At 70.1% G+C, this 485-nt stretch carries 2 protein-coding genes; one reads left to right on the top strand and one right to left on the bottom strand.

Translation table 11 applies throughout. The features are described from left to right. Positions 1-93, top strand: a 93-nt coding sequence (locus tag HA630_RS00325) for a 4Fe-4S dicluster domain-containing protein (protein ID WP_157826905.1), incomplete at its 5' end; no start/stop codon positions are given. 32 nt (positions 94-125) lie between these two features. Here HA630_RS00325 and HA630_RS00330 read toward each other — a convergent pair. After that, on the bottom strand, positions 126-485 hold a 360-nt coding region (locus tag HA630_RS00330), incomplete at its 5' end, for a Crp/Fnr family transcriptional regulator (protein ID WP_166831996.1).

Consider the following 485-nt stretch of genomic DNA (forward strand, 5'->3'; position numbering starts at 1 on the left):
CACTGCAAGACCTGCGACATCAAGGACCCGACGCAGAACATCGTCTGGGTCACGCCCGAGGGCGGCGGCGGGCCCAATTACGCGGGGATGTGAGGATTGGCGGCGCGCAGTGCGCCGCTGCCACTTCAATCCGCGTCGTCGATCGCGGGCCAATCCACCGTTGGCGTGGCGTCGGCGGGCGCGTCCAGGGCCTGGTTCAAGGTCCGGTTCATCTGGGCAAACAGCTGCAGCTTGCGGGTCAGGTCCCGCAGGTGGCCCGCCATGCGCTGCGCCAAGGTCAGCAACAAACGGCTCGCCACCGCCGGGTGCTCGTCCATCAGGCGCTCCAGCTCGTCGCGGCCCAGGGCGGCCAGCCGCAGTTCGGTGCTGGCCACACAGCTGGCCGAACGTGGGCCGCCGTCCAGCAGGCTGAGCTCTCCGATCCAGCTGCCTGGCCCCATGACGCGCACCACCATGCCGGCCGCCTCCAGCTGCAGGGCCTGGCT

It is taken from the genome of Aquabacterium sp. A08, assembly GCF_011742065.1.